This window comes from Micromonospora sp. NPDC047527 (assembly GCF_040643015.1).
Lineage (GTDB): Bacteria > Actinomycetota > Actinomycetes > Mycobacteriales > Micromonosporaceae > Micromonospora.
Genome location: NZ_JBEYTK010000006.1, coordinates 37,271 through 60,940, shown reverse-complemented (window position 1 = coordinate 60,940; position 23,670 = coordinate 37,271). Strand labels below are relative to the sequence as shown.

General features: G+C 70.7%; 21 protein-coding genes. 8 read left to right on the top strand and 13 right to left on the bottom strand.

What is annotated here, in order from left to right:
• Nucleotides 1-111: 111 nt before the first annotated feature.
• Both ABZ808_RS22445 and ABZ808_RS22440 read right to left on the bottom strand, forming a co-directional pair.
• Nucleotides 112-1,818: a bifunctional metallophosphatase/5'-nucleotidase gene (locus ABZ808_RS22445; protein ID WP_357009719.1), complete on the bottom strand. Its 1,707-nt coding sequence runs from the start codon at nucleotides 1,816-1,818 to the stop codon at nucleotides 112-114.
• Between the two features lie 168 nt (nucleotides 1,819-1,986).
• Nucleotides 1,987-2,703 carry a histone deacetylase gene (locus tag ABZ808_RS22440; protein WP_357009716.1) on the bottom strand — a complete coding sequence of 239 codons (717 nt, stop codon included), beginning with the start codon at nucleotides 2,701-2,703 and terminating at the stop codon, nucleotides 1,987-1,989.
• Nucleotides 2,704-2,891: 188 nt separating this feature from the next.
• On the opposite strand from ABZ808_RS22440, the gene ABZ808_RS22435 reads away from it, so the two are divergent.
• The gene (locus tag ABZ808_RS22435) at nucleotides 2,892-4,313 is read left to right on the top strand and encodes a diguanylate cyclase (RefSeq protein ID WP_357009713.1); all 1,422 of its coding nucleotides are present in this window, start codon (nucleotides 2,892-2,894) and stop codon (nucleotides 4,311-4,313) included.
• Between the two features lie 122 nt (nucleotides 4,314-4,435).
• Here ABZ808_RS22435 and ABZ808_RS22430 read toward each other — a convergent pair whose 3' ends face one another.
• Both ABZ808_RS22430 and ABZ808_RS22425 read right to left on the bottom strand, forming a co-directional pair.
• Nucleotides 4,436-5,497, bottom strand: coding sequence for an aspartate-semialdehyde dehydrogenase (locus ABZ808_RS22430; protein ID WP_357009710.1), 1,062 nt, complete (start codon nucleotides 5,495-5,497; stop codon nucleotides 4,436-4,438).
• Between the two features lie 5 nt (nucleotides 5,498-5,502).
• Nucleotides 5,503-6,768, bottom strand: coding sequence for an aspartate kinase (locus tag ABZ808_RS22425; protein WP_357009707.1), 1,266 nt, complete (start codon nucleotides 6,766-6,768; stop codon nucleotides 5,503-5,505).
• Between the two features lie 269 nt (nucleotides 6,769-7,037).
• Here ABZ808_RS22425 and ABZ808_RS22420 point away from each other — a divergent pair, with 269 nt between their 5' ends.
• Both ABZ808_RS22420 and ABZ808_RS22415 read left to right on the top strand, forming a co-directional pair.
• Nucleotides 7,038-7,823 (top strand): hypothetical protein, encoded by a 786-nt coding sequence (locus ABZ808_RS22420; RefSeq protein WP_357009704.1) that lies wholly within the window; start codon nucleotides 7,038-7,040, stop codon nucleotides 7,821-7,823.
• An 84-nt stretch (nucleotides 7,824-7,907) separates the two neighbouring features.
• Nucleotides 7,908-8,438 (top strand): nitroreductase family protein, encoded by a 531-nt coding sequence (locus tag ABZ808_RS22415; protein WP_357009702.1) that lies wholly within the window; start codon nucleotides 7,908-7,910, stop codon nucleotides 8,436-8,438.
• A 13-nt stretch (nucleotides 8,439-8,451) separates the two neighbouring features.
• On the opposite strand, the gene ABZ808_RS22410 is transcribed toward ABZ808_RS22415, so the two are convergent.
• A complete protein-coding gene (locus ABZ808_RS22410; protein ID WP_357009699.1) occupies nucleotides 8,452-9,444 on the bottom strand; it encodes an ArsR family transcriptional regulator in 993 nt (330 codons plus the stop codon).
• 68 nt (nucleotides 9,445-9,512) lie between these two features.
• Here ABZ808_RS22410 and ABZ808_RS22405 point away from each other — a divergent pair, with 68 nt between their 5' ends.
• A complete protein-coding gene (locus ABZ808_RS22405) occupies nucleotides 9,513-10,784 on the top strand; it encodes an MFS transporter (protein WP_357009696.1) in 1,272 nt (423 codons plus the stop codon).
• 239 nt (nucleotides 10,785-11,023) lie between these two features.
• On the top strand, nucleotides 11,024-12,775 hold the full coding sequence (gene leuA, locus ABZ808_RS22400) for a 2-isopropylmalate synthase (protein ID WP_357009693.1): 1,752 nt from the start codon (nucleotides 11,024-11,026) through the stop codon (nucleotides 12,773-12,775).
• 31 nt (nucleotides 12,776-12,806) lie between these two features.
• Here the strand turns inward: leuA and ABZ808_RS22395 are convergent, their stop codons facing one another.
• A complete protein-coding gene (locus ABZ808_RS22395; RefSeq protein ID WP_357009691.1) occupies nucleotides 12,807-14,300 on the bottom strand; it encodes an MFS transporter in 1,494 nt (497 codons plus the stop codon).
• A gap of 107 nt (nucleotides 14,301-14,407) precedes the next feature.
• On the opposite strand from ABZ808_RS22395, the gene ABZ808_RS22390 reads away from it, so the two are divergent.
• A complete protein-coding gene (locus ABZ808_RS22390) occupies nucleotides 14,408-15,064 on the top strand; it encodes an HNH endonuclease family protein (protein WP_357009688.1) in 657 nt (218 codons plus the stop codon).
• The gene (locus ABZ808_RS22385; RefSeq protein ID WP_357009685.1) at nucleotides 15,061-15,438 is read left to right on the top strand and encodes a hypothetical protein; all 378 of its coding nucleotides are present in this window, start codon (nucleotides 15,061-15,063) and stop codon (nucleotides 15,436-15,438) included. The genes ABZ808_RS22390 and ABZ808_RS22385 overlap by 4 nt, the downstream gene beginning before the upstream one ends.
• A 25-nt stretch (nucleotides 15,439-15,463) precedes the next feature.
• Here the strand turns inward: ABZ808_RS22385 and ABZ808_RS22380 are convergent, their stop codons facing one another.
• The 7 genes from ABZ808_RS22380 to ABZ808_RS22350 form a co-directional block, all read right to left on the bottom strand.
• The gene (locus tag ABZ808_RS22380; protein ID WP_357009682.1) at nucleotides 15,464-16,567 is read right to left on the bottom strand and encodes an oligopeptide/dipeptide ABC transporter ATP-binding protein; all 1,104 of its coding nucleotides are present in this window, start codon (nucleotides 16,565-16,567) and stop codon (nucleotides 15,464-15,466) included.
• Nucleotides 16,568-16,643: 76 nt separating this feature from the next.
• Complete coding sequence (locus tag ABZ808_RS22375; RefSeq protein ID WP_357009680.1) at nucleotides 16,644-17,657, bottom strand: ABC transporter ATP-binding protein; 1,014 nt, start codon at nucleotides 17,655-17,657, stop codon at nucleotides 16,644-16,646.
• A gap of 123 nt (nucleotides 17,658-17,780) precedes the next feature.
• Nucleotides 17,781-18,743 carry an ABC transporter permease gene (locus ABZ808_RS22370; protein ID WP_357009678.1) on the bottom strand — a complete coding sequence of 321 codons (963 nt, stop codon included), beginning with the start codon at nucleotides 18,741-18,743 and terminating at the stop codon, nucleotides 17,781-17,783.
• Nucleotides 18,740-19,744, bottom strand: a complete 1,005-nt coding sequence (locus ABZ808_RS22365; protein WP_357009675.1) for an ABC transporter permease — start codon at nucleotides 19,742-19,744, stop codon at nucleotides 18,740-18,742. Before ABZ808_RS22365 ends, ABZ808_RS22370 begins: the two co-directional genes overlap by 4 nt.
• Nucleotides 19,745-19,825: 81 nt before the next feature.
• Nucleotides 19,826-21,487, bottom strand: coding sequence for an ABC transporter substrate-binding protein (locus ABZ808_RS22360; RefSeq protein ID WP_357009672.1), 1,662 nt, complete (start codon nucleotides 21,485-21,487; stop codon nucleotides 19,826-19,828).
• Nucleotides 21,488-21,810: 323 nt separating this feature from the next.
• Complete coding sequence (gene recR / locus ABZ808_RS22355; protein WP_357009669.1) at nucleotides 21,811-22,404, bottom strand: recombination mediator RecR; 594 nt, start codon at nucleotides 22,402-22,404, stop codon at nucleotides 21,811-21,813.
• Between the two features lie 8 nt (nucleotides 22,405-22,412).
• A complete protein-coding gene (locus tag ABZ808_RS22350; RefSeq protein ID WP_357010708.1) occupies nucleotides 22,413-22,721 on the bottom strand; it encodes a YbaB/EbfC family nucleoid-associated protein in 309 nt (102 codons plus the stop codon).
• A 201-nt stretch (nucleotides 22,722-22,922) separates the two neighbouring features.
• On the opposite strand from ABZ808_RS22350, the gene ABZ808_RS22345 reads away from it, so the two are divergent.
• On the top strand, nucleotides 22,923-23,588 hold the full coding sequence (locus ABZ808_RS22345; RefSeq protein ID WP_357009667.1) for a DUF998 domain-containing protein: 666 nt from the start codon (nucleotides 22,923-22,925) through the stop codon (nucleotides 23,586-23,588).
• Nucleotides 23,589-23,670 lie beyond the last annotated feature (82 nt).

Below are 23,670 nucleotides of genomic sequence, written 5' to 3'. Positions count from 1 at the left end.
CGACAGGCGGCAAGGCCCGCGCAACGGCAAGGCCCGCGCAACGGCAAGGCCCGCGCAACGGCAAGGCCCCGGAGCGGATGCTCCGGGGCCCGGTCGTCGCGGGGTCGGCCGTCAGGCGGCGGGGACCTCGGCGGTGGTGCGGATACGGTCCAGCGTCGGGGCGGAGACCGGCGACTGCGCGGTCAGGTACGCCACGAACGCGTCCAGGTCGATCTGGCCGGTGACCAGGTTCGTGCCGCCGGTGAGGGCGCTGAACCCGTCGCCGCCGCCGGCGAGGAAGTTGTTCACCGTCACCCGGTAGGTGGCGGCGGTGTCGACGGCGGTGCCGCCGAGGGTGAGGCTGCCCCGGACGACGCGGGTGCCGGCGCACGGGTCGGTGGCGGTGCCGGTGGTGCCGGCCGGGTCGACCACGTAGCCGACGGTCGACGACGGGTACAGCGTCCGGCCGGTGACGAACTGCTGCTCCAGGACGCAGTAGAGCTGTGCTCCGGTCAGGTCCAGTGTCACCAGGTTGTTGGCGAACGGCTGCACCGTGAACGCCTCCTCGTAGGTGACCGGGCCGGCGTCGAGGTCGGCCCGGACGCCGCCCGGGTTCATGAAGGCGGCGACGGCATTCTGTTCGTCGTCGGTGGCGGCGAGTTGCGCGTCGGCGATCAGGTTGCCCAGCGGGGACTCGCCCATGGCCGTACCGAAGAGGGTTTCCTGGCTCCGGGTGATGGCCTGGGTGGTCTCGCCGACCTGGCGGCCGGCGACCGGGCCGAGCACCGTCTTGTAGCGGTTGATCAGCGCGGTCTGCTTCGGGTCCTTGGCGACGTCCCGGCTGACCACCACGTTCTCGGCGGCCGCGGAGATGATGTCACCGGAGTGACGATCGATCTTCAGGTCGATGTTGGTGACCAGGCGACCGAACGAGCTGGCACTGGTGACCAGCTTGCCGTTGATGTCGCAGTTGTACGCCTGGTGGGTGTGGCCACTGACCACCACGTCGATCGACGGGTCCATCCGGTTGGCGATGTCCACGATGGGCCCGGTCATGCCGACGCAGTCGTTGATGCCACCGGTGGCGGCCTGGGTGCCGCCCTCGTGCAGCAGCACGACGATCGCTTCCACGCCCTTGCGCCGCAGCTCGCGGGCGTACCGGTTGGCGGTGTCGGCCTCGTCGGTGAAGGTGAGGCCGGCGACGCCCTGCTGGCTCACGATCTCCGGGGTGCCCTCCAGGGTCATCCCGATGAAGCCGACCTTGACGCCCTGCACCTTGTGGATCGCGTACGGCGCCATCAGCGGCTTGCCGGTGGCGGTCTTGAAGGCGTTGGCGGACAGGTACTTGAAGCCGGCGCCCCGGTACGGGGTGCCGTCGCCGCAGCCGTCCACCGGGTGGCAGCCGCCGTTCTGGATCCGCAGCAGCTCGGCGGCGCCCTCGTCGAACTCGTGGTTGCCGACGCTGGCGTAGTCCAGCCCGGCCATGCTCAGCGCCTCGATGGTCGGCTCGTCGTGGAACGCGGCGGAGAGCAGCGGGGACGCACCGATCAGGTCACCGGCGGCGACGGTGATGGTGTTCTTCTTCTTGGCGGCGGCACGCAGCTCGGCCAGGTGGGTCGCGAGGTATTCGACGCCGCCAGCGGTCTGCCCGGCGATGGTGCCGCTGGACCCGCTCGGCGGTTCGAGGTTGCCGTGGAAGTCGTTGAGGGCCAGCAGGGTGACGTCGACCGGCTTCGGTCGGGCATCCGCCTGCTCGGGGGTGGTGGCGACGGCGCCGAGCGCTGCCACCGCGAGCGCGGTCAGGCCGACAGCGGCCCGACGCATCCCGGGTATGGACATGAGACTCCTCGTGAGAATCGGCGTGTGCGGCGTCCGGACTGTGGGTCGACCGGGCCGCCGACCGACGCCGTCGGAAGTGTCGATCGTGGATGGCGGCGGTTGGGGGTCGCCGCCCTCGGACAGCCTCTCATCCGAACGCCGACCGGTCGAGCCGTGTGTTCGGCGCGGTCAGTCGACGGCGAGCGCATCGATGACCAGGGCAGTGACAGCATCGGGTGACCAGCCGTCCGCGACACCGGGACGCTGCGCGAGGTAGCCGGCGATCCGCTCGGCCGGCCAGCCGTGCGACTCGCGCAGCCCTCGGGCGATCATGCCGAGGTAGAGCGGCGCGGGTGGCCGGCACCGGACGGCGGATGCCGGCTCGGGAGCGGTGAAGGTGAGCATCGGGACTCCGGCGCGGCGGCCCGGGCAGACCAGCGTCTCGTAGCGTCCGGGGCCGAGCGTGGCGCGTCCGTCGGCGACGGCGGTGTCGATCGCCTCGACGGTCGTCGGGAGCAGGCCGGCGCTGTCGCCCGCTGGGCGGTACATCTCCTGGGCGGCGATGTCGGTGAACTGCTCGATGGTGACCAGGTAGGCCCGAGCCGCGGCCAGCCCGGGCAGGTGCGGGTCGTAGAACGCCATCCCACCGGTCCAGGCACCGGACTCGCCAGCGAAGTAGATCCCGCCGGGCAGCGACACCGGCATCGACCGGCTCGGAGGGCGGGGGTTCCGGCAGCCCGGGTACGTCCGCCGGCCGCCGGGCGGGCAGCCGCCACCGATGTACCAGGCCAGCCGGGCGGCGTGCATGTTCGAGCCGTACGCGACGTACCAGACGAGTTGTTCCTCGGCGGCGACCCCGACGGAGCCGCGGGTCACGGCGGCGGTCGGACGCGGGTCACCGGGCATGGGCTGGCCTCCTCGGCGCCGGGGGTCCCCACGCTAGTGCCGGCCGCCGCCTGAACCCACAGGCTGCGTCCACAGCCTGTGGATGGCACATGTGTACGAAGCAAATCGGTGCCCGGTCAGCCGTGAGTACGCTTGATCGCGCGGCTCGGCACCCGGCCGACCCCTCCCCTACCTGGAACGACGTGCGAGTGGATCATCAGCGAGTCATCCGTGACGTCACCGCCCGCCTGACGATGGCGTCGAGCGTGCCGGAGGCCTGTCGGTGGACGGTAAGCGCCCTGTCCCAGCACACCTCGGCAACCATCTCCGTGCTTCTCGATGTCCATGACCGGCTGCGCTGCGTGGCAGCGACCGGCGCCTGGCAGGTCTTCGCCACGGTGCCGGCACGCACCGGGATCGTCGGCCGGGTGTTCGCCACCGGCACCGCGGCCGTGGTCCCGGATGTCACAGTCGACCCCGACTACCTGCCGGTACGCCCCGACGTGACCGCAGAGCTGTGCGTGCCGGTGCTGGACCCGGCAGGCCGGGCGATCGGCGTCCTTGACGTGCAGTGGAGCGGGCCGGTCGACCTGGAGCCGTGGCGGGACACCGCTCAGCGGGTGGCGGCTCGGCTCGGCGCTCGGATCGCCGCGCTCGGCGGCCCTCCGGCGGAGAGCCGCAGCGAGAAGCTTCTCCGGCACGCCGCCGCGCTCTCGTCCGCCGCGACCGAGGGGGACGTGATGAGCGCGGCGACCTGCGCCGCCCGGGAGGTCTCCACCCTCTCCACGGCGGTGTTGCTGATCGGCGGGCCGGGTGGTGCCCGGCTCGGGCCGTCGCCGCTGGCCCCGGGGGACCTGGAGATCCGCATCCGTGCCGAGTTGGCCGTGGCGGGGCCGGAGGCGCTCGGTCGGATGGTGGACCGAGCGCACCGGTACGGGGCCGGGTACACGCTGGGCGAGGTGGGGCACCCGCCGACGGAGGACTACCGGCCGCTGACCCGGGCCGGGGTGCGCTCGCTGATCGCCGTTCCGGTCGGGCCGTCGGACGCGGGCGGGGCGCTCCTCGTCGCCGACGAGCGGGCACTGCGTCCGGACCCGACCACGGTCAGCCTGATGGAGTTGCTCGCCGGGCAGGTGTGGACCAGCCTGGACCGACTGCGCACACTGGCCCGGCTGCGGGAGCAGGCCAGCTCGGACCCGCTGACAGGGCTGGGGCACACCGGCCCGTTCGGGCAGCGGATAGCGGCGGCCACCCCGGGGCGTACGGCGCTGCTGGCGATCGACGTGGACGGCTTCAAGACGATTAACGACACGTACGGCCACCAGGCCGGCGACCAGGTGCTGGTCGGGCTGGCCCGGGCGCTGGAGGGAGCGCTGCGGCACGGGGACGAGCTGTACCGGATCGGCGGTGACGAGTTCGTCGCGGTGATCGAGGTGAACCGCCCGGAGGAGGCGGTCCGGATCGCCGAACGGCTGGCCGAGGCGGCCCGTCGCACCGGACGCACGATCAGCGTGGGCGTCGCGCTACCCCGCCCCGGCGAGTCCCCCGATCGCACCCTCCGGAGAGCCGACCAGGCCCTCTACGCGGTGAAACGCCAAGGCCGAGACGGAGTCCACCTAGCAGCGGCCTAATCCCCGCCACCCCACCCCACCCCACCCCCGCGATCTTGCACTTTCGGTCGCCTCTTTGCCGCATTCACCCCATAATGTCGGGGCAGAAACTGCAAGATCGCGGGTGAAGAGAGGCAGCGGGGTTACGGGGTTTTTAGCTCTTTGGCTAGGAGTTCGGCGATCTGGGCTGTGTTGAGGGCGGCGCCCTTGCGGAGGTTGTCGCCGGTCACGAAGAAGTCGAGGGCGCGCGGGTCGTCCAGGGCGCGGCGGATCCGGCCGACCCAGGACGGGTCGGTGCCGACCGCGTCGATCGGCATCGGGAACTCCCCGGAGGCCGGGTCGTCGACCAGGATCACGCCGGGGGCGTTGCGCAGCGCCTCGCGGGCGCCCTCGGCGTCCACCTCGGTGGCGAAGACGGCGTGCACGGCCACCGAGTGGGCGGTCACCACCGGCACCCGGACGCAGGTGGCGCTGACCTTGAGGTCGGGCAGGCCGAGGATCTTCCGCGACTCGTTGCGGATCTTCATCTCCTCCGACGACCAGCCGTCGTCGGCGGGTGAGCCGGCCCAGGGCACCACGTTGAGCGCCAGCGGGGCCGGGAACGGGCCGAGGTCGTCGCCGACGGCCTGGCGGACGTCACCCGTGCGCGAGCCGAGCGCGCGATCCCCGGCGACCTTGGCGAGTTGGTCGTGCAGGATGTCCACGCCGGCCTTGCCGGACCCGGAAACCGCCTGGTAGGAGGCGAGCACCAACTCCCGCAGGCCGTACTCGCGGTGCAGCGGCGCGACCGCGACGATCATCGCGAGGGTGGTGCAGTTGGCGTTGGCGATGATGCCCCGGGGCCGATCGCGGACCTGCTCGGGGTTGATCTCCGGAACCACCAGCGGGACGTCCCGCTCCATCCGGAAGGCGCCCGAGTTGTCCACCGCGATCGCGCCGCGGGCGACGGCGATGGGCGCCCACTCGGCGGAGACCTCGTCGGGCACGTCGAACATCGCCACGTCGACCCCGTCGAAGGCCTCTGGTGTCAGAGCCTGGACGACCATCTCCTCGCCCCGGCAGCGCACCCGCTTGCCCACCGAACGTTCGGAGGCGATGAGCCGGATCTCACCCCAGACGTTGCGACGCCCGGTGAGCAGCTCACACATCACGGTGCCGACGGCACCTGTCGCTCCGACCACGGCGAGGGTGGGCAGCGCCGTCATCGGCGCTACCTACCCGTCCCCGCATAGACCACGGCTTCGCTGTCGCCGCCCAACTCGAACGCGTCGTGGATGGCGCGCACCGCGGCGTCGAGGTCGGTGTCCCGGCAGACGACGGAGACCCGGATCTCGGAGGTGGAGATCATCTCGATGTTGACCCCGGCCGCGCCGAGCGCGGCGAAGAAGCCGGCGGCCACGCCGGGGTGCGAGCGCATACCCGCGCCGATCAGCGAGACCTTGCCGACGTGGTCGTCGTAGAGCAGGCCCTTGAACTTGACCGACTCCTGGATCTTGCTGAGCGCGGTCATCGCGGTCGGGCCGTCGGCCTTGGGCAGGGTGAACGAGATGTCCGTCCGGCCGGTGCCCTCGGTGGAGACGTTCTGCACGATCATGTCGAGGTTGATCTCGGCACCGGCGACGGTGTCGAAGATCCGCGCGGCGGCGCCCGGCTCGTCGGGCACGCCGACGATCGTGATCTTGGCCTCGCTGCGGTCGTGCGCGACCCCGGTGATCAGTGCCTGCTCCACGGAAAGGTCCTCCATCGATCCGGTGACCATCGTGCCGGTGTTGGTCGAGTATGACGAACGGACGTGGATCGGCAACCCCGCCCGGCGGGCGTACTCCACGCTACGAAGGTGCAGCACCTTGGCGCCGCACGCGGCCAGTTCCAGCATCTCCTCGTAGGTGATCTGCTGGATGTGCCGCGCGTTGGGCACGATCCGCGGGTCGGCCGTGAAGATGCCGTCGACGTCGGTGTAGATCTCGCACACGTCGGCGTGCAGGGCGGCGGCGAGCGCCACGGCCGTGGTGTCCGAACCGCCCCGGCCCAGCGTGGTGACATCCTTGGTGTCCTGCGAGACGCCCTGGAAACCGGCCACGATCACCACCGACCCCTCGTCGAGCGCGCCCTTGAGGCGCCCCGGGGTGACGTCGATGATCCGTGCGCGGCCGTGCACCGAGGTGGTGATCACGCCGGCCTGCGAGCCGGTGAACGAGCGGGCTTCGTACCCCAGGTTGTGGATCGCCATGGCCAGCAGGGCCATCGAGATCCGCTCCCCGGCGGTGAGCAGCATGTCCAGCTCGCGGCCCGGCGGCAACGGGCTGACCTGGTTGGCCAGGTCGAGCAACTCGTCGGTGGTGTCCCCCATCGCGGAGACCACCACCACGACGTCGTCGCCGGCCTTGCGGGCGGCGACGATGCGCTCGGCCACCCGCTTGATCCGCTCCGCGTTCGCGACGGAGGACCCGCCGTACTTCTGCACCACGAGTGCCACGACGGTGCACTCCCTCCCGGAGTCCCTGAGCGTGCCGACGCCGCCGGAACCGGGGCCGGCGGCGCATGTCAGACCCCATGAGGGTATCCGGCGGGCCACGACGCCGGGTCGTGTGATCCCACCATCCGGCCCGCGTGACCCGTCAGTCAGCGTGGGTGGCCAGGTCCGCAAGCCCGTCGGGTACGCCCAAAAAGTCGCGCCCGACACGCCGGGGCGGCCCGGTCGCGCGCTGCTCCCCGCGAGCCGGCCGCACCCACCAGAATGAGCCGGTGCCCGTCCTCAACCGCTCGGCCGGCCGCGTGCTCGGGTCGCTCGTGTTCGCCCTGCCGACTGCCCTGCTCTCCTGCACCACTGAGCAGCCCGCACCCCCACCCCCGGCCGATCCCGGGCCGGTCAGGGTGGACGCCGCCCGCGACGAGTTGGCCGCCCTGGCCGCCGCCGCGCAGGATCGCCATCTCGTGGCGCAGTACGTGTTCAGCCAACCCGGTCAACCCGACCGCAGCATCGTCTTCACCAGCGCGAACGACGGCAGTTGGCGGGTCGACGTGCCGGGTGGGGCGCTCGGCGGCACCGCAGACATCTCGCTGGCCGCCACGGCCGACGGGCTGTTCCAGTGCGCCCTTCCGTCCAGCGCTCGACCGGAGCCGGCGCGTTGCGTACGCCTCGGTGAGCGCGACGACACACTCCCGCGCCGGCTCGACCCTCGGATCCAGCATGCGCTCACCGACTGGCTGGACGTGTTGACCGACCGACGCGCGCCGCTCGCGGTCGCCCTGGCCGCCACACCCAAGGGACTGACCGGCGCCTGCTACTCGGTGGAGTCCACCTCGGCCTCACTCAACGCCCCGCTGGACGTCGGCATCTACTGCTACGACCCCGACGGCACGCCGACCGGTGTCCGGACCGCTGCCGGGACGCTGCGGCTGGCTGCCCCGCCCGCCCCCGCACCGGCGACCGTGCAGTTGGCCGGGCCGGTGGTGGATGCGGAACCCCTCGACACCGCGGCACCCCCAACCCCTGACCCGTCGGACAGCCCGGGCGCGGGAACGCCCTGATCTTCATCCCGTTACGGGTGCGTTTGGCCACATTTGGCGAGGCTGCCCTGAGTCACGAATCACCCGTACAGGACGATTCTCACCATGGTTGACCTCACCCCGCTGCTCGCCTTCCGCTGGAGCCCTCGCGCCTTCGACCCGAGCGCCGCACTGACCCCGGACGAAGCGGCCTCGCTGCTCGAGGCCGCGCGCTGGGCGCCGTCGGAGGAGAACGGGCAGCCCTGGCGGTTCGCCCTCGGCCACCGGGACGACGAGAACTGGAAGCGGATCATGAGCAGCCTCCCGGACAGCGACCAGGGCTGGGCCAGGCACGCCGCGACCCTGGTGGTCGGCGCGCACACCGGCGGCGACACCGAGCGGGCCGCGTACGACCTCGGTCAGGCGATCGCCCACCTGACCTTGCAGGCCACCGCGCTCGGCCTGCACGTGCGCCAGCTCACCCGCTTCGATCAGGCCGGCCTCGCCACCGAGCTCAACCTGCCCGGCGGCGTCCGCCCGCTGGTGGTCGCCGCCATCGGCCGACTCGGGGACCCGTTCGCTCTCCCGGCCGACCTACGCGCCCGGGAAACCGACCTGCGTCACCGCCGCCCGGTCGCCGACCTGCTGCTGTGCTGATCGCCCGATCAGGTCACCCGCCACGGCTGGCACGGAGCAGAATCCTCGCGGCATCGGTGTTGCGATAGAGGACGTGCCGACCCTGTCGAGACCGGGAGGCCAGGCCGGCGGCGTGCAGCGCGGCCAGGTGCTGGGAGACGTTCCCGGCGGACATCCCGGTGAGTCGGGCCAGGTCGGTGGTGGTGGACGCCGCGTCGAGCAGGTGCAGCAGCGCGGCCCGGCCGGGGCCGACCACCCGCGCCAGCGAGTCACCGGGCGGCCTCGGGGTCGCCTCCCAGAGCGTTCCGACCGCCCGGACCGGGTACACCCCGACGGGCAGCGATTCCTCCAGCAGGTTCCACAGCACCCGCCGGTCGGTGAACACGCCCGGGTTCAGCGCCAGCCCGCGACCGCGGAGGTCGAAGTCCCGCTCGAACGGGTCGTCGGTGACGACCCGGTCACCGAGCCAGCGCAGGCTCGGGTGGAGTTGCTCGAACAGCCGCTCGGCACCGCCCTCGGCGAGTTGGGCGGCGCGGTACGCCACGTCGGCGTCGAGCAGCGCGCGCATCCGTGGCCAGTCCGGGGCGATCGCCTCGTCGTACCAGACCCGCATCGCGTCGACGAGCTGCGGCAGCAGGCCGCGGGGATCGGCGAGCAGCGCCTGCCCGAACGGGCTCAACGGTCGACTCGTGGTGGTCGCCCACAGGTCCCGGACAACCACGTCCGGCGGCGTCGCCGCGATCTGGTCGAGCTGCTCGACCATCTCCAGGTTCGGCCGGGCCGCCGGGGTGAGGAAGTCGGGCAGCCAGCAACGCGGCCGGGTCAGCTCCACCAGCGGTCGGACCCGGTCGGCCACCTCGGGCCGACGCAGGGTCACGCGGGCCCGGTCGATCCAGGGCAGGTGCACGGCGTAGCGGGTCGGATTGGCCAGCGCAAACATGCTCATGACCGTCTCGTTGGCCGGCGACACGGCGAGCCGCACCCCCGCCACGTCGGCCAGGCTGAACCGCAACTCGGACACACGCACCCCCGCACGATTCGGTCCAGCCTAAAAGGTTCGACCGGGGCCATGGGGGCACGGTTCACTCACCGGCCATGGGGGCCAGAGAAACCATCCGCACCGTCGTCCGAAACGTCGTACCGCCGGCCGGGCTGACCCGCGCCCTGGCCATGCAGGCCATGGTCTACGCCATCGGCAGCGGCCTGTTCCACGCCGGCAGCGCCGTCTTCTTCACCCGGGCGCTCGGGCTCAGCGCCGCACAGGTCGGGCTGGGGCTGTCCATCGCGGCGGGGGTGTCGCTGCTGGGTACGGTGCCGCTGGGCGGGCTCACCGACCGGTACGGCCCGCAGCGGGTCTGGATCGTCGGGCTGGTGCTGGACGCGGCGCTGTTCGCGACCTACCCGTTCGTCGGCGGCTTCGCCGGGTTCCTCGCCGTGGTGGTGGCGCTCGCCACGGTGGACGCCGCCACCGGCGTGGCCCGCCAGGTCTACTCGATCAACGCGCTCCCCCCGGCCGAACGGGTCACCGCGATGGCGTACCAGCGTTCGTCGCTGAACGTCGGCTTCGGGCTCGGCGCGGTGATCAGCGGCGTGGTGCTGGCGGTGGACACGATCGAGGCGTACCGGGGGATGGTCTGGTTCATCGCGACGGTGATCCTGGTGACGGCTCTCTTCGTACGGCGACTGCCCCGGCTGCCCCACGTGGCCCGGCCCGTGGAGCCGATGAGTCGGCTCACCGTGCTCCGGGACCGCCCGTTCATGGCGGTGTCCCTGCTGTCCGGGCTGCTCACCGCGCACGGGGTGCTCTACCTGACGGTGCTGCCGCTGTGGATCCTCACCCACACCGACGCCCCGAAGACGGTGATCGCCGCCCTGGTGCTGCTCAACACGGTCCTGATCGTGCTGCTCCAGGTACGCGTCAGCCGGGGTGCCGACACCGCGTCGGGCGCGGCCCGGGCCTCGCGCCGGGGCGGCCTGCTGGTCGCCCTGTTCTGCCTGGTCCTGCCGATCTCCGGGGTCACCCGGGGTGGGCTCACCATCGCGGTGTTGGTGGCCGCCGCGACGCTGCTGATCCTGGCCGAGTTGATCCAGTCGGCGGGTGCCTGGGGGCTCACCGCCACCCTTCCGCCGGACGACCAGCGCGGCGCGTACGTGGGGGCGCTGCGGCTCGGCGAGCAGGTGCAGTACCTGATCGCCCCGGCGGGGCTGACCGCGCTCGGGGTGACCACCGGCGGCTGGGGGTGGTACCCGACGGCGGCGATCTTCGTCCTGGTCGGGCTGGCGATCGTGCCCGTGGTGGCCTGGGCCGGACGGACTCCGAGGCTGGGTGCCGCGGCCCCGGAGGAGAGCATGACGTCGGTCCCATAGTCCGGACCTACCTTTGCGCCTCCCGCTCCACCACGTAGGGTTACCTGGTCATGTGGCGTGCGCTTCTTCTCCTTAGCCGCCGCGACGAGGCCTAACCGGCCGGCACCTCGTCGCGGAGTCGCATCGCGCCGTCCAGCACATCCGATCTTCTTATCGGCAGTTGCGCGTGCACCGTCGCGCGGCACCGTGCCGACACCTTCCGATCTGCTGACGCCACATGTTCCAGGGAGCACTCTGAGATGGCTCAACCTGTCACCGACGCTGACACCGATCCGATCGCTCGGCAACGCCCGAGTGGGATGCCGTACCACCGCTACCAGCCCTACCAGGAGCAGGTCCGGGTGGAGCTGCCGGACCGCACCTGGCCCACCCGCACTGTCGAGGCCGCGCCGCGCTGGTGCGCGGTGGACCTGCGCGACGGCAACCAGGCGCTGATCGACCCGATGTCGCCCGAGCGCAAGCGCCGGATGTTCCAGCTGCTGGTGCAGATGGGCTACAAGGAGATCGAGGTCGGCTTCCCGTCGGCCAGCCAGACCGACTACGACTTCGTCCGGCAACTCATCGAACAGGACATGATCCCGGACGACGTCACCATCCAGGTGCTCACCCAGTGCCGGGAGCACCTGATCGACCGGACGTTCGAGTCGCTGCGCGGTGCGAAGCGGGCGATCGTGCACTTCTACAACTCGACCTCCACGCTCCAGCGCCGGGTCGTCTTCGGCCTGGACAAGGACGGCATCGCCGACATCGCCACCACCGGTGCCCGGCTCTGCCAGAAGTACGCGGAGATCCACACCCCGGACACCGAGATCTTCTACGAGTACTCGCCGGAGTCCTACACGGGCACCGAGCTGGAGTACGCGCTGGAGGTCTGCTCCCGGGTGATCGACGTGATCGACCCGACGCCCGCCCGGCCCCTGATCATCAACCTGCCGGCCACCGTCGAGATGGCGACGCCGAACGTGTACGCCGACTCGATCGAGTGGATGCACCGGCACCTGCCGCGCCGGGACAGCGTGGTGCTGAGCCTGCACCCGCACAACGACCGGGGCACCGGGGTGGCCGCCGCCGAGCTGGGCCTGCTCGCCGGCGCCGACCGGATCGAGGGCTGCCTGTTCGGCAACGGTGAGCGCACCGGCAACGTGGACCTGGTGACGCTGGGCCTCAACCTGTTCTCGCAGGGCATCGACCCGATGATCGACTTCTCCAACATCGACGAGATCCGGCGAGCCGTCGAGTACTGCAACCAGCTGCCGGTGCACGAGCGCCACCCGTACGCGGGCGACCTGGTCTACACCGCCTTCTCCGGCTCGCACCAGGACGCCATCAAGAAGGGCTTCGACGCCCTCAACGCCGACGCGAAGGCGGCCGGCGTACCGGTCGACGAGCACACCTGGGCGGTGCCCTACCTGCCGATCGACCCGAAAGACCTGGGCCGCACCTACGAGGCGGTCATCCGGGTCAACTCGCAGTCCGGCAAGGGCGGCGTCGCGTACATCATGAAGAGCGAATACCAACTGGACCTGCCCCGCCGGCTCCAGATCGAGTTCTCCGGGGTGGTGCAGCAGGTCACCGATCACGACGGCGGAGAGGTCGACCCGCGCGCCATGTGGGAGATCTTCGCGACGCACTACCTGCTCGACCACCAGCCCGACCCGGCGGTCCGTCTGGCCGGCTACACGATCGGCACCACCGACGGCAAGGTCGAGATCGAAGCCCAGGTCGGCGTGGGCACCGAGCAGCGGTCACTCACGGCGATCGGTAACGGCCCGATCGACGCGTACGTCAACGCGCTCCAGTCGGTGGGGGTGGGCGTGCGGGTGCTCGACTACCACGAGCACGCGCTCTCCTCCGGTGGTGACGCGCAGGCCGCCGCGTACGTGGAGTGCGAGGTGGACGGCCGCACGGTCTGGGGCGTCGGCACCGACGCCAACATCGTGACCGCCTCGATCAAGGCGGTCACCAGCGCCGTCAACCGCGCCCGCCAGTAGACGACACGCGCCGCACCCCCGAGGTGGTGCCCTACTTCGGGGGTGTGGCGGCGGGCAGCGAGTGGCAGGGCTGCGACGGTGGGGCCGCGCGGGGCGGTCGGTGCACCAGCACGAGGGCCAGCACCGCGCCGGCCAGCAGCAGCCCCGCACACCAGAGCAGCGCACCCCGGTACGCGTCGGTCAGCTCGGTCTTCTGCTCGTACCCGCTGCCGGAGAGGCCGACCAGCAGCGGCAACGCGGCCACCGCGAGCAGACCGCCGGCCCGGGCCGCGGCGTTGTTGAAGCCGCTGGCCACCCCCGAGAAGCGGTCCTGCACCGCCGCCAGCACCGACGCGGTCAACGGCGCGACCACCAGGGTCAGCCCGAGGCCGAAGAGCAGCACCCCGGGCAGCACGTCCCGCCAGTACGACGCGCCCGGCCCGACGCCCCGCAACAGCAGCAGACCGACGGCGGCCACCACCGGCCCGACGGCCAACGGCAGCCGCGGGCCGATCCGCGCCGACAGCGCCCCGGCCCGGGCCGACCCGATGAGCAGCAGCACCGTCATCGGCAGCAGCGCGATCCCGGTGCGGAGGGCCGACCACTCGACGACGTTCTGCAGGTAGACGGCGAAGAAGAAGGTGAAGCCGCCGAGCGCCGCGTAGACCACCACGGTGAAGATGTTCAGCACCGAGAAGAGCCGGCTGCCGAACAACCCGGTCGGCAGCATCGCGGTGTCGCCGCGCCGCCGTTCCAGCACGACGAAGACCACCGCCGCCACCACCCCGACGAGCACCGCGACCAGCACCGGGGCCGAGGCGTAGCCGCGTGCGGGCGCGTCGATCAGGGCGTACGTGACGCCGGCGAGCGCGAGCGCGCCGAGCAACGCACCGGCCACGTCGAACCGACGTCGGGTGTGGCCCGGCCCCTGGGTCCGCGAGACGTTCTCGTCGCGGCTCTCCGGCACCCATCGCGCGGTGGCCAGCAACACCAGTACGGCGAGCGGCACGTTCAGGAAGAAGATCCACCGCCAGGACAGCGCGTCGATCAGCCAGCCACCGATGAACGGCCCCAACGCCGTGGACACTCCGGACAGGCCGGCCCAGCCACCGATGGCCCGCCCCCGGTCGTCGGGGTGGAAGCTGGCCTGGAGCACCGACAGGGAGCCGGGGGTGAGCAGCGCGCCGCCGACGCCCTGGAGGAACCGGGCCGCGATCAGCGTGCCGGTGCCCTGGGCCAGCCCGCACAGCACCGAGGCGGCAGTGAACCACACCACCCCGATCAGGAAGACCCGCCGCCGGCCGAAGCGGTCCCCGAGCGCCCCGCCGAGCAGCACGAACGCCGCCAGCGTCAGCAGGTAGCCATTGACGGTCCATTGGAGATCGGCCACATTGGCACCGAGATCCTGACCGAGTTTCGGCAGCGCCACGTTGACGACGGTGCCGTCGAGGAAGACCATTCCGGAGGCGAGCACTGCGGCGAGCAGCGTCCCCCGACCGGCGGCGGTGCCCATCCGCAGAGCGGGCGAGGGAACGGAGGTGGTCATCTCACCAATCTGCCTTGCAGATTGTGGGAGACGCCACGAAACGCCGAAACCGTGCCCGGGTACTGTGCGCAATCGCCGAGAGCCCGCAAGCTGGAGAGGTGTCGTCTGTGCGTACCAGATCAGGATCGCGCGCGGCGGTGACCGCGCTCGTCGCGGCGCTGGCGCTTGGTGTTGCCGGTTGTGTCCCTCCGGACGAACCGGAGGCGTCCCCGTCGGGTGGCGGCGGTAACGCGGCGCAGCAGTTGGGTGAGCTGACCGTCGCCGAGGCCGGCTCGATGAAGGGCTACAGCCGGAGTCGCTTTCCGCACTGGCGGAACACCGGCAAGAACTGCGACGTGCGGGACACCATCCTGCAGCGCGACGGCGAGGACGTGAAGCTGTCCGGCTGCAACGTGGTCGGTGGTCGCTGGGAGAGCGTGTACGACGGCCGCAGCGCCGCCGACCCCTCTGAGGTGGACATCGACCACATGGTGCCGTTGGCCAACGCGTGGCGTTCGGGCGCCGACGAGTGGGACGACACGAAGCGTGGCGACTTCGCCAACGACACGACCCGACCGCAACTCTTCGCGGTTTCGGCGTCGTCGAACCGGTCAAAGGGTGACCAGGACCCGTCCCAGTGGAAGCCGGCGAACCGGTCGTACTGGTGCCAGTACGCGGAAGACTGGGTAGCCGTCAAGCACTACTGGCGGTTGACTGTGACAAGTGCCGAGAAGTCCACTCTGGCCGACATGTTGGAGGGCTGCACGGTGGGGAGTAATTCGTGACAGAGGCCGAGGAGACCGGTGACAAGGGCCCGGCCACAGCCGGCATGACCGCGGACGGCGCCGCCGAAACCCCGACCGCCGTGCCGGGGGCCGGCATGGTCGCGGATTCCGATGGTGCCGGCGGGGCGCAGAGCCGCACCGCCGACATCGTGCCGGGTCCGGGTGGGGTGATGACCGACGAGGTCGGTGTGGTCACCGGCGAACTGACGCTGCGCACCGAGTACGCGGACGGCACCGTCACGCTGCGGGTGCAGTACAAGGACGCGGACGAGTGGTACGTGGTGACCGGCGGGTCGGTCCCGCTGGGCGACCCGGCCGGGCTGGACGCGGTGCACGGTGTCGCGGTGGCCCTGCTGCACCGCCCGGAGGGCTGACGACCTCCGGACGGTGCGTCACGTCTCAGACGTACGAGCCGGGCTCGCTGGGGGCGGAGACCACGCCCGGCGAGTCGCCCTCGCTCTCGGGGCGGACGATCTGCACGCTGACCTTGTGCGGGCGCAGTTCCCCGCTGGCGATCTGCTCGGCGAAGTGGCAGGCGACCCGGCTGGTGCCGATCTCCCGCAGCACCGGCCGCTCGTCCTTGCAGCGGGTGGGCTGCGCCCACGGGCAGCGGGTGTGGAAACGACACCCGGACGGCGGGTTCGACGGCGAGGGCAGGTCGCCCGCGAGCAGGATCCGCTCCCGCCGGTCCTCCACGTCCGGGTCCGGCACCGGCACCGCGGACATCAGTGCCCGGGTGTACGGGTGCAGCGGCTCGGTGTAGAGCCGGTCGCTCGGCGCCTCCTCGACCAGCGCGCCCAGGTACATCACGCCGACGGTGTCGGAGATGTGCCGGACGACCGCGAGGTCGTGCGCGATCACCAGGTAGGTCAGCCCCAGGCTGTCCTGTAGCTCGTCCAGCAGGTTCACGACCTGAGCCTGGATCGAGACGTCGAGCGCCGAGACCGGCTCGTCGGCGACGATCAGCTCCGGCCCGAGCACCACCGCGCGGGCGATACCGATGCGCTGGCGCTGCCCGCCGGAGAACTCGTGCGGATAGCGGGACAACGCCCAGCGGGGCAACCCCACCGCGTCCAGCGTCTCGCCGATGATCCGCCGACGGTCGGTGCGGTCGGTGCCGATCCCGTGGGTCTGCAACCCCTCGGTCAGGATCGACTCGACGTTCTGCCGCGGGTCGAGGCTGGACATCGGATCCTGGAAGATCATCTGCATCCGACGCCGCATGGTGCGCAGCTTGCCCGGCGGCAGCGTCGTCAGCTCGACGCCGTCGAAGCTGACCTCGCCCGCGGTCGGCGGGGTGAGCTGGAGCAGTGCCCGGCCGAGCGTGGACTTTCCGCAGCCCGACTCGCCGACCAGGCCGTACGTCTTGCCGCGCGGGATGCTCAGGTCAACCCCGTCGACCGCCTTCACGTGCCCGACCACCCGGTCGAAGAGCACTCCCCGCTTGATCGGGAAGTGCACCTTCAGGTCGCGTACCTCGACGAGGATGTCGTTCTCGCTCACGCCAGCGCTCCGCTTCGCTCCGCGCCGGCGCGAGACGCCACGCTGCTGTGCCTGATGGTTCGCTCGCTACGCTCGCTCACGCTGATTCCTCCTCGCGGGGAGCGGGCACCGTGCCGGGCACCGGCTCCGGGTTGACGCACCGGTAGCTGCGCCCGTCGTAGGTGTGCGCCAGCTCCGGCGGCTGCCCCACGCACTCGTCGGTCCGGCGGGCGCATCGCGGGGCGAAGGCGCAACCGTCCGGCCAGGGCAGCAGGTCACGGACCGAACCGGGAATCGGGGTGAGCTTCTCGCCCCGTCCGGCGTCCAGGCGCGGCACCGAGCCGAGCAGACCCACGGTGTACGGGTGCCGCGGCTCGCGGAACAGTGGACGACGGCGGGCCGTCTCCACCACGCGGCCGGCGTAGAGCACGTTGACCGTGTCGACCATCCCGGCCACCACACCGAGATCGTGCGTGATCATCAGCAACGCCGTGCCGGAGTCCCGCACCAGGTCCTTGAGCAGCTCCAGGATCTGGGCCTGGATGGTGACGTCCAGCGCGGTGGTCGGCTCGTCGGCGATCAGCAGCCGAGGCTGGCATGCCACCGCCATCGCGATCAACGCCCGCTGCCGCATCCCGCCGGAGAGCTGGTGCGGGTACTCCTTCAGCCGGCGCTTCGGGTCCGGGATGCCGACCCGGTCCAGCAGCGACGCCGCCTCCTTGGCTGCGGCGTCGCCCTTCATCCCCCGGTGCCGGGTGAGCACCTCGGTCACCTGCAACCCGATCGGGATCACCGGGTTCAGTGAGGAGAGTGGGTCCTGGAAGATCATCGCGATGTCGCGACCCCGGATGTCCCGCCGAGACCGGTCGTCGAGCTGGAGCAGGTCGGTGCCGTCGAAGACGGCCTTGCCACCGACCCGCAGGCCGGGCTGCTTCGGCAGCAGACCCATGAGCGCCAGCGAGGTGACGCTCTTGCCGCAGCCGGACTCGCCGACCAGGCCGACCACCTCACCGGCGTCGACGGAGAAGGACACACCGTCGACCGCGTGCACGGCCCGCTGGCCGCGCCGGGCGAACGTGACGGAGAGATCGTCCACTTCGAGCAGTGCCATTACTGGCCTTCCGTTCGCGACTGCGGGGCTCGCAAGCTCACTCCTCGCGCTTCACACAAGCGGTCTTCCGTTCGCGACTGCGGGGCTCGCAAGCTCACTCCTCGCGCTTCACACATACCGGGCCTACTTCCGCAGCTTCGGGTCGAGGGCCTCGCGCATCGCCTCTCCCAGCAGGGTGAAGCCGAGCGCGGTGATGATGATCGCGACCGCCGGGTAGATCGCCAGCGACGGCCGGATGCCGAGGTACTGCTGCGCGTCGGCGAGCATGACCCCCCACTCCGGTACGGCGGTGTCGGGGTTACCCAGGCCCAGGAAGGAGAGCGCCGCGGCCTCGATGATCGCGGTCGCCAGGGTCAGGGTGGCCTGCACGATCACCGGGGCGAGCGAGTTCGGCACCACGTGGGTCAGCGCGATCTTCGACTTCTTCACGCCGAGCGAGGTGGCCGCCAGCACGTAGTCGCTGTTGGCCTGGGAGATCATCGAGCCGCGCAGCAGCCGCGCGAAGACCGGCACCGAGACCACACCGACGGCGATCATCACCGTCGTCAGGCTGGCGCCGAGCAGGGCGGCGATGCTGACCGCCAGCAGCAGGCTCGGCATCGCCAGCAGCATGTCGACGAACCGCATCAGGGTGGTGTCGATCCACCGCCCCCACCGGCCACCGAGGCCGGCCGCGGCACCGGAGATGCCGCCGATCAGCGCGCCGACCGCCAAGCCGATGAGGGTGGAGACCACGCCGACCAGCAGGGTCTGCCGGGCACCCACGATCATCCGGCTGAACTCGTCCCGGCCCTGGTGGTCGTAGCCGAACCAGTGATCGCCGTCGGGGCCCGGAATGACGCCCGGCTTGATCAGACCCTCGCGGATGCCGATCGTGTCGGTCGGCGCGTACGGCACGAGGAACGGCCCGATCACCGCGACCAGCACGAAGATCGCCAGGATGATCGCACCGACGATCGCCGCCGGGTTGCCGCGCAGCCGTCGGAACGCCTCCTGCCAGAGGCTGACGCCACGCTCGTCGTCGCGGGCGGCCAACTCCGAGAGCCGGTCGATCTTTTCGCGCTTCTTGCCCGGGCTGAGGGTCATCGGACCCTCACCCTCGGGTCGATGAAGCTGTAGGAGAGATCGACCAGGAGGTTCACCAGCACGTACACCACCGCGATGATCAGAATGAAGCCCATCAGCACCGGATAGTCGCGCTGGCCGATGGCCTCGGCGACGAATGCTCCGATGCCACTGAAGGCGAAGACGGTCTCGGTCAGTACGGCACCGGAGAGCAGACCGCCGGCGAGCAGGCCGATCGAGGTGGCCACCGGCAGCATCGCGTTGCGCAGCACGTGCCGGCCACGGACCGTCCGCTCGGTCAGGCCCTTGGCCTCGGCGGTCCGAACGAAGTCCTCGTTGAGAACCTCCAGCACGCTCGCCCGGGTTATCCGGACGATGATCGCCAGCGGGATGCTGGCCAGCGCGATGGCGGGCAGCACCAGATGCCAGAGGGCGTCGGCGGCCGCGTCCCACTCGCGGGTCATCAGCCCGTCGAGGACGAAGAAGTTGGTGACGCGGGTCGCCCCGAGCGTCGGGTCCTGCCGGCCGCTGGACGGGAACCAGTGCAGGTTCTCCGAGAAGATCGCCTTGAGCACGTAGCCCAGGAAGAACACCGGGATGCAGATGCCGATCAGCGAACCGCCCACGGACGCGTGGTCCAGGAACCGGCCACGACGTCGGGCGGCCAGATAGCCGAGCGGGATGCCGACACCGATCGCGATCACCATGGCGGTGATGGTCAGCTCGACGGTGCCGGGGAAGCGCTCGATGAACTCCGTGGTGACCGCCCGCTTGGTGGAGGTCGAGGTGCCCAGGTCGAGCTTGATCATCCGGCGTACGAACCGGCCGTACTGCACCAGGATGGGCTCGTCGAGGCCCATGTTGTGGCGGATGGCGGCACGCATCTCGGGCGTGCCGCGCTCGCCCAGGATGGCGGTCTCGGGGCCGCCGGGAAGCCGACGTAGCCAGATGAAGAGCAGGAGGGAGAGCCCGAACAGCGTGGGTATCAGCTGAAGCAGGCGTCTGACGATGAACCGGAACACGGCGGCCTCGAAGGGGTGCGGAGGGTTGCGGGCGGGCGCTGTGCGACAGCGCCCGCCCGCGTTCCTTGCGTCAGATCAGACTTACTTGAACTCGGCGCTGGCGTACCGCTCGTCGGTGAGCGGGCTCGCCTTGACGCCGGTCACGTCCTTGCCGAACACGATCGCCGGCGGCGAGTGCGAGATCGGCACACCGGGCAGGAAGTCCATCACGGACTTGTTCAGGGCCTTGTACTTCTCGGTCCGGGCCGCGATGTCGGCGGTGCTGTCCGCGTCCTTGAACTGGTCGAACAGGGCCTGGTTGGTGAAGCCCCACTCGTCCTTCGGCCGGTCGAAGAAGGTGCCGATGAAGTTGTAGGCGTCGCCGTAGTCGCCGGTCCAGCCGAGGAAGTGGATGTCGTGCTTGTTCCCGGAGGTGGTGGCGTTGAGGTAGTCCGGGCTCCACTTGAGCGGGATCGCCTCGACGGTGATGCCAACAGCCTTCAGGTCCGCCGAGAGCAGCTCGAAGATGTCCTTCGGGTTCGGCATGTACGGCCGGGTGACCTCGGTCGGGTAGTGGAACCGCAGCGTCAGGTTGGACGCGCCCGCCTCGGCCAGCAGCGCCTTCGCCTTGGCCGGGTCGTACGTGTACTTGGTGACGTCGCCGTTCCAACCCTCGACGGTGTCCGGCATGAAGTTGTCGGCGACCTTGGCGCCCGGGGGCAGCTTCGAGTCGACGAGCTGCTGACGGTTCAGCGCGTACGCGATGGCCTGCCGGACCTTCAGGTCGGCGAGCTTCGGGTTGCCCTTCTGGTTGATCGCCAGGTAGAGCACGTTGAACGCCGGACGGGTGAGGACGTTGAAGCCCTCGCCCTTCAGCGGCTCGACGTCGGCCGGGCCGACCAGGTCGTAGCCCTGGATGTCACCGGAGCGCAGCGCCTGCTTGCGGGCGTTCTCGTCCGAGATCGTCTTGAAGATCAGGGTCTTCAGCTTGGCCTTGGGGCCGGCGTAGTCCTCGTTGCGCTCAAGGGTCAGCGTCTTGTTCGCGACGTCCCAGGCCTTGAACTTGAACGGGCCGGTGCCGGTCGGGTGCTCCGTCGCGTACGACGGGTACTTGATGTCCTCGGAGGTGCCGCCCACGTTGCTGGCGTCGAACTCCTGCAGCGCCTTCGGGCTGTGGATGGAGAACGAGGGGAGCATCAGCGCGGCCGGGATCTTGCTGGAGACCCGGGTGAACGACAGGTCCACAGTGGTCGCGTCCTTGGCGGCGCACGACTTGAAGAGGCTCGGCGGCAGGTCCGCGTTCTCGTTCGCGGCGAAGCCACCCATGACGTCCTGCCAGTAGGCGGTCACGTCGGGGCTCTGCATGAGGCCCTTGGCGTTGTACCACCGGTTGAAGTTGACGCAGACGGCCTCGGCGTTGAAGTCGGTGCCATCGTGGAACTTCACGCCGGACCGGAGCTTGAAGGTCCAGGTGGTGCCGGCGGCGTCCGGAGTCCAGGACTCGGCCAGGCCGGGGGTGACCTTGGTGCCGCCCTCCTCCGGCCGGACCAGGGTCTCGAAGACCTGACGGGCCACACGCAGCGACTCACCGTCGCTGGCGAAACTCGGGTCGAGCACCTTCGGGTCTCCGGCAACGCCGAAGACGAGGGTGTCCTTCTTGCTACCGCCGGAATTGTCATCGCGGTTGCTCTCGGCGCAGCCTGCTACCGCGAGGGCCGCGACCGCGACGGCCGCTATCGCGACCTTCGGCCTGGGTGCACGCATCGTGCTTCACCTCGTCCTTGGGGGTACGGACAACGTGGTGACAGGGGTCACCGATGGCGGTGACCATAGCTCCCGTGGCGTCCAGCCGGAAACTGCCGGGTGGACGGTTGGTATCGGATCGTGCCTCAATCGTCGCTTGACATTCGAATCGAAGGTAATCGGCGTCCAGAACCGAATAATCGGTACCCGCGATGCCAAACTGTTACGTCGATGCGGCCGCAGGGGCAAGCAGGTGTCAGATCGTTTCCGGGCAGTGGCCGGGCCGAGACGCCGATGGTCGGCACCCGGACCGGGTGCCGACCATCGGCGCATACGACAGGGATTCAGACGGCTCGGCGCCCCTCGAAGGCCCTCCCGAGGGTGATCTCGTCGGCGTACTCCAGGTCGCCGCCGACCGGCAGCCCGCTGGCCAGCCGGGTCACCGCGATGCCCATCGGCTTCACCATCAACGCCAGGTAGGTGGCGGTCGCCTCGCCCTCGGTGTTCGGGTCGGTGGCAAGGATCAGCTCCCGCACCGTGCCCTCACCAAGCCGGATCAGCAGCTCCCGGATACGCAGATTGTCCGGACCGATCCCCTCCAGCGGATTGATCGCGCCGCCGAGCACGTGGTACCGGCCGCGGAACTCACCGGTCCGCTCGATGGCCACCACGTCCTTGGGCTCCTCGACCACGCACAGCACCTCGTTGGTGCGGCGTGGGTCGCGGCAGATCCGGCACTGCTCCGACTCGGCCACGTTGTAGCAGGTCGTGCAGAACCGCACCAGCTCCTTGACCTTGCGCAGCGCGCCGGCCAGCCGGTTGACGTCGGCCGGATCCGCCGACAGGACGTGGAACGCGATCCGCTGGGCACTCTTCGGACCCACACCCGGCAGCCGACCGAGCTCGTCGATCAGATCCTGGATGGCACCTTCGTACATCTGCCGGCTCAGAAACCGGGCAGGCCGAGGCCGCCCATGCCACCGGCGACCGGGCCCATCTTGCGCTCGGTCAGCTCCCGCGCGGCCTCGGCGGCGTTGTGCATGGCCGCAACCACCAGGTCCTCCAGCGTCTCCACGTCGTCCGGGTCGACGGCCTTCGGGTCGATCTTGATCGCCTTGAGCTCGCCGGAACCGGAGACGGTCGCGGTGACCAGCCCACCACCGGCAGTGCCAGTCAGCTCGGCCTCGGCCAGCTCGGCCTGGGCGGCGGCGATCTGCTGCTGCATCTTCTGCGCCTGCTTCAGCATCTGCTGCATGTTCGGCTGTCCACCTGGGCGCACGGATGGCTCCTTCTCGCACTCGTCTGCTCGGCCGCCGCCCAGCCTAACCGCTGTGACCGCCCCCGCCCCGTCCGGTGCGTACGCCCACGCCGAGCCGCCGGGTACGGCTACCCCTACCCGCAACGGGCCATCTACCGGTAGTGCGCCGGGCACCCCCGCGCTGGTCTGCTCGACGGCATGAACCTCAGCCGCACCGGCCGCGTCGGAGCGCTGTGCTGGGTGGCGGCAGCACCGGTCTTCCTGGTCGCCAACCTGATCACCGGCGTGCGCTGGCAGCATCCGACCTACAGTTGGGCCACCAACAACATCAGCGACCTCGGCAACGTCGGCTGCGGGGTCTGGGACACCACCCGGCCCCGCTACGTGTGCTCACCCTGGTATCCGCTGATGAACGCCGGGATGTTGGCCACCGCCGTACTGCTCGCCGCCGGCCTCCTGCTGACCTGGCGGATCGTCGGTCGCGGCGGCGTGGTGCGCTCCGCCCAGACGCTCCTGCTGCTGGCCACCACCGGGTACGTCCTCGCCGCCCTCTATCCGGCGGACGTCGACGAGAACCTGCACGTCCTCGGCGCATTCCTGATCATGGGAGCGGGCAACGTCGGCCTGCTCGTCGCCGTGCTCGCACCGAACAGCACGCTGCTCGGCCGGTGGCGACGGCTCACCCTCGCCGCCGGGCTCACCGCGCTGGTCGGCACGGTGCTGTTCATCGCCCAGCACGGCGTCGGGATCGGGGTGGGCGGCATGGAACGCGTAGCCGTGCTGCCCTTCCCACTCTGGGCGTGCTGCCTAGGCGTCCTGCTAGCCGAAAACCCAACCCCAGCAACGCAACCCCCGGCCCCCTAACCAGCCAAGCCGTCCCCCCAGCCCCAACCCCGCCGCCCCGCCGCCCCCACCCGCCCCCAACCGCCCCGGTCGATCATGGAGT

Coding starts and splice junctions, on each gene's coding strand:
- ABZ808_RS22445 (WP_357009719.1), bottom strand. CDS start 1,818: ATGTCCATACCCGGGATGCGTCGGGCCGCTGTCGGCCTGACCGCGCTC.
- ABZ808_RS22440 (WP_357009716.1), bottom strand. CDS start 2,703: ATGCCCGGTGACCCGCGTCCGACCGCCGCCGTGACCCGCGGCTCCGTC.
- ABZ808_RS22430 (WP_357009710.1), bottom strand. CDS start 5,497: ATGACGGCGCTGCCCACCCTCGCCGTGGTCGGAGCGACAGGTGCCGTC.
- ABZ808_RS22415 (WP_357009702.1), top strand. CDS start 7,908: ATGGTTGACCTCACCCCGCTGCTCGCCTTCCGCTGGAGCCCTCGCGCC.
- ABZ808_RS22405 (WP_357009696.1), top strand. CDS start 9,513: ATGGGGGCCAGAGAAACCATCCGCACCGTCGTCCGAAACGTCGTACCG.
- leuA (WP_357009693.1), top strand. CDS start 11,024: ATGGCTCAACCTGTCACCGACGCTGACACCGATCCGATCGCTCGGCAA.
- ABZ808_RS22395 (WP_357009691.1), bottom strand. CDS start 14,300: ATGACCACCTCCGTTCCCTCGCCCGCTCTGCGGATGGGCACCGCCGCC.
- ABZ808_RS22375 (WP_357009680.1), bottom strand. CDS start 17,657: ATGGCACTGCTCGAAGTGGACGATCTCTCCGTCACGTTCGCCCGGCGC.
- ABZ808_RS22370 (WP_357009678.1), bottom strand. CDS start 18,743: ATGACCCTCAGCCCGGGCAAGAAGCGCGAAAAGATCGACCGGCTCTCG.
- ABZ808_RS22360 (WP_357009672.1), bottom strand. CDS start 21,487: ATGCGTGCACCCAGGCCGAAGGTCGCGATAGCGGCCGTCGCGGTCGCG.
- recR (WP_357009669.1), bottom strand. CDS start 22,404: ATGTACGAAGGTGCCATCCAGGATCTGATCGACGAGCTCGGTCGGCTG.
- ABZ808_RS22350 (WP_357010708.1), bottom strand. CDS start 22,721: ATGCAGCAGATGCTGAAGCAGGCGCAGAAGATGCAGCAGCAGATCGCC.
- ABZ808_RS22345 (WP_357009667.1), top strand. CDS start 22,923: ATGAACCTCAGCCGCACCGGCCGCGTCGGAGCGCTGTGCTGGGTGGCG.